This window comes from Okeania sp. SIO3B5, from assembly GCF_010692555.1.
GTDB lineage: Bacteria > Cyanobacteriota > Cyanobacteriia > Cyanobacteriales > Microcoleaceae > Okeania.
In genome coordinates, this window is the sequence record NZ_JAAHHG010000744.1 from 1 (window position 1) to 3,613 (window position 3,613).

Genomic DNA, 3,613 nt, shown 5'->3' on the forward strand with positions numbered 1-3,613 from the left:
TTATCTTCTATTAACTTATCAAGAAGTTGATAACCAGTTTTACCAAGCTCCTTACATTCTTGCTTAGGTATTCTCTCTGTTCCTATTTCTTGAGAATATAAATTAAGTCTCTCTTGATTACTTTTCACCATACCTAACCAGTGAAGTTCAAACTTTGAAGCCCACACATAATCTATGGCATTTATATAAGGTGGAGAGGTAATTATTGCATCATATTTACCTCCTGTAATTTTTCTGGCATCTGTTAAATCTAATTGTTTCACTACCTCGATATTTGTATTGATAAAAGGATGCCACTCAAGAACTGCATCTATTGTTTTATTACTATATATTTGAAAATATTTAAACACATCTGAACGAGATAAATTTGGTATCTCTTTTATATGCGATCGCCTAGCTGCTAATATCATTCCATCATTCATATTTGATGTTTTTCTCACAGTAGAAGCAAATGCTAACCACAGAATAGGTTGTATAGTTTTTGGAGAATTTAAAATATAATATCTGAGGATTTCTAAACCTTCTTGTACTCCCTGTTGAAACCAAAAATCTTTATTGGCAAAGTCAATAGTTTCTGGTGCTTTTTGATGACTATAAGCACTATGAAGAATTTTAGTTATTTCTTCCTCAACTTCCGTTACTGAAAATATACTTGTTTTGACTTGGCAAATTAAACGACTAAGTGGATGATAATCTAACCAATCAATGGATATTCCAGATTTAATTGATTCTATTATTGTAGTACCACCTCCGGCAAAGGGTTCTAAAACTTTAAAAGGAAAAGAGGCATATTTTTGCAGAAACCAACGAGGTATTTCTGGTATTGACTTTGCTGGTTGAAATCCTAAATTATAAATTTTCATCGGGGTACTTCTGTGTAGTGAAATTAAAGTACCTTTCTTTAAATATTGAGGTATATCCCCATCTATATGTAAATATAAATTTTGCTTTTGTTCCAGTTTATTTATCATATAAAAACGCTCTACTTACTATTATGGTCAAATCTTAACATTTTTTATCAAAATAATATGGGTCTAAAACTCCGCCTTTTAAGGCGAAATATTTTTGGAGAGTTGCTCAAATCCCCGTTACAAAAATAACTTCTGACTTCTGACTTCGTTAAAACTCTGGCCTATTCAAAGTTCTCCTTGGTTAAGGAATAACCTATTTTGTAGTTGTAAGTATAATGGTAAGAATCAGATTTCTCAACTTATGAAAAAGATGAAAATTGTTCCAGGGGAAGCTATGATTCTAAATAATATTGGTCTTGTCTACGATGTTTTAGAAGAAAAACGAACCGCACTAGATTACTTCAACCAATCCCTAGACTTATCACAAAAAATCCAAGATCAAGAAAGTGTTGCCAATACTCTCTATAATTTAGCAGTTCTAAAATACAACCAAGGTAACTTAAACGAAGCATTAACAAGCATCGAATCAGCTATCAACATTATTGAAGAACTTTATACAGAGATTATTATTACTAAGCTCCCTCAATCCGATTTCACTACCGTTCAAAATTACTATCAATTTTACATAGATTTATTAATTCAACTTCACAAACAAAACCCCAATCAAGGTTATGACATCAAAGCTTATGAACTGAGCGAAAAACTCAAAAATAGACAGACAAATTTAACCATAATTTATCCATAAGTAGATAGGTGTAAATCAACCTTACTATTTAATCAAATGTTGATATAGTCAAAACCCTTGATATTGCTTCCCTCCACTTCATTAAAATCGCAATGACGTAGTTGTAAATTTTCTCACTTACCTACTTATGTCTAAGCTAATTTATTTCTAATTTTACAACTAAAAAAGCAAAGAAACCGGGTTGATTAAATACCCCACCATACTAACATTTAGTTTCCATAAACCCGGTTTCTTGTAACACTCCAAAGGAAGCAGATTTGATATATAAAGCTACGCATTAAGGTTAAGACATTTCTAATCCTGAAACCCCTTTGACAGTATGCTGTTCCCTGTTCCCTATTCCCTATTCCCTAGTGCGTAGCACTATAACTTTAAAAATCCACAGTTAAAGGCGCTCTCGGAAAAGGAATCACATCTCGAATATTCCCCATTCCTGTCATAAACTGCACCACTCTTTCAAACCCCAAACCAAACCCAGCATGAGGAACAGTACCATACCTACGCAAATCCAAATACCACCATAATTCCTCCTTATTCATCTCCTGTTCATCTATCCTTTTCTCCAAAATATCTAAACGTTCTTCCCTCTGAGAACCCCCAATAATTTCTCCTACCTTTGGCACCAAAACATCCATCGCCCTAACCGTCTTACCATCATCACTTAAACGCATATAAAAAGCCTTAATTTTTGCTGGATAATCAGTTACAATCACAGGTTTTTTAAACAATTCCTCACACAAATAACGTTCATGTTCCGACTGTAAATCTAAACCCCACTCTACCGGATAATCAAACTTTTTATCCGTCTTTTCCAATAAAGAAACAGCCTCAGTATAAGTAATCCTTTCAAAACTATTATTAATAATCGTATCTGCCGTTTCAAAAACTGTTTTATCAATCCGTTTATTGAAAAATTCCATATCCTCCGAACAACTTTCCAAAACAGACTTAAAAATGTATTTCATAAATTCCTCAGCCAAATCCATATCCCCTTCCAAATCGCAAAAAGCCATCTCAGGTTCAATCATCCAAAACTCAGCTAAATGTCGAGAAGTATTAGAATTTTCTGCTCTAAAAGTCGGACCAAACGTATAAACATTACTAAAAGCAGTTGCCATAATTTCCGCTTCTAACTGCCCACTTACTGTTAGAAAAGCAGGTTTACCAAAAAAGTCTTGACTAAAATCAATATCTTGTTTTTCTGTTAATGGAACTTTCTTTAAATCTAAATTAGTAACTGTAAACATTTCTCCTGCACCTTCACAGTCACTAGCAGTAATAATAGGAGTATGAACCCACAAAAAACCTCGTTCTTGAAAGAATTGATGCACAGCATTAGCACAAGCATTTCTCACTCGAAAAACCGATCCATAAGTATTAGTTCGTCCTCGCAAATGTGCAATAGTACGGAGAAACTCAAAAGAGTGGCGTTTTTTCTGCAAAGGATATGTTTCAGGATCGGCATCACCATAAGCGATCGCCTTTTCTGCCTTAAGTTCAATTCTTTGTCCTTTTGCTGGCGACTCTACCAAAATACCACTCACTTCTACTGATGCACCTGTATTCAGTTGCTGTAAACTTTCTTGATAATTTGGTAGATCAGGATTTAATACTACTTGTAGGTTAGCCAAACATGAACCATCATTAACTTCTACAAAAGCAAATTCTTTCAACTCTCGCTTAGTGCGTACCCACCCTTGAATTGTTACTTTGGTATCAGGTTTACCGCTTCTTAATATTTCGGCAATTCGTTGCTTTGTCATTTCTTTCATCCTATCTATCAGACTTGCTATTTTGATTTTTTTTTGGTATTATATCATGTCCGGATAAGAGCGTGATAAAAAACCTTCTCCCTTTAAATCTTTCTTTTCCTTCAGCATAGCAGCATAGCAGCATAGCTGCCTTCGGACCTCCAAAGTGTAATATCATGTCCGGATAAGAGCGATCTGGAAAAAAA

At 34.2% G+C, this 3,613-nt stretch carries 3 protein-coding genes; 1 reads left to right on the forward strand and 2 read right to left on the reverse strand.

What is annotated here, in order from left to right; translation table 11 throughout:
- Window positions 1-971: DNA methylase (locus tag F6K54_RS41820; protein WP_293090389.1), on the reverse strand; the 971-nt coding region annotated here is incomplete at its 3' end.
- A gap of 250 nt (window positions 972-1,221) precedes the next feature.
- Between F6K54_RS41820 and F6K54_RS41825 the strand changes: the two genes are divergently transcribed.
- Window positions 1,222-1,656 carry a tetratricopeptide repeat protein gene (locus tag F6K54_RS41825; protein WP_293090390.1) on the forward strand — a complete coding sequence of 145 codons (435 nt, stop codon included), beginning with the start codon at window positions 1,222-1,224 and terminating at the stop codon, window positions 1,654-1,656.
- Window positions 1,657-2,027: 371 nt separating this feature from the next.
- Here the strand turns inward: F6K54_RS41825 and asnS are convergent, their stop codons facing one another.
- On the reverse strand, window positions 2,028-3,419 hold the full coding sequence (asnS, locus tag F6K54_RS41830) for an asparagine--tRNA ligase (protein ID WP_293090391.1): 1,392 nt from the start codon (window positions 3,417-3,419) through the stop codon (window positions 2,028-2,030).
- Window positions 3,420-3,613: the final 194 nt, after the last annotated feature.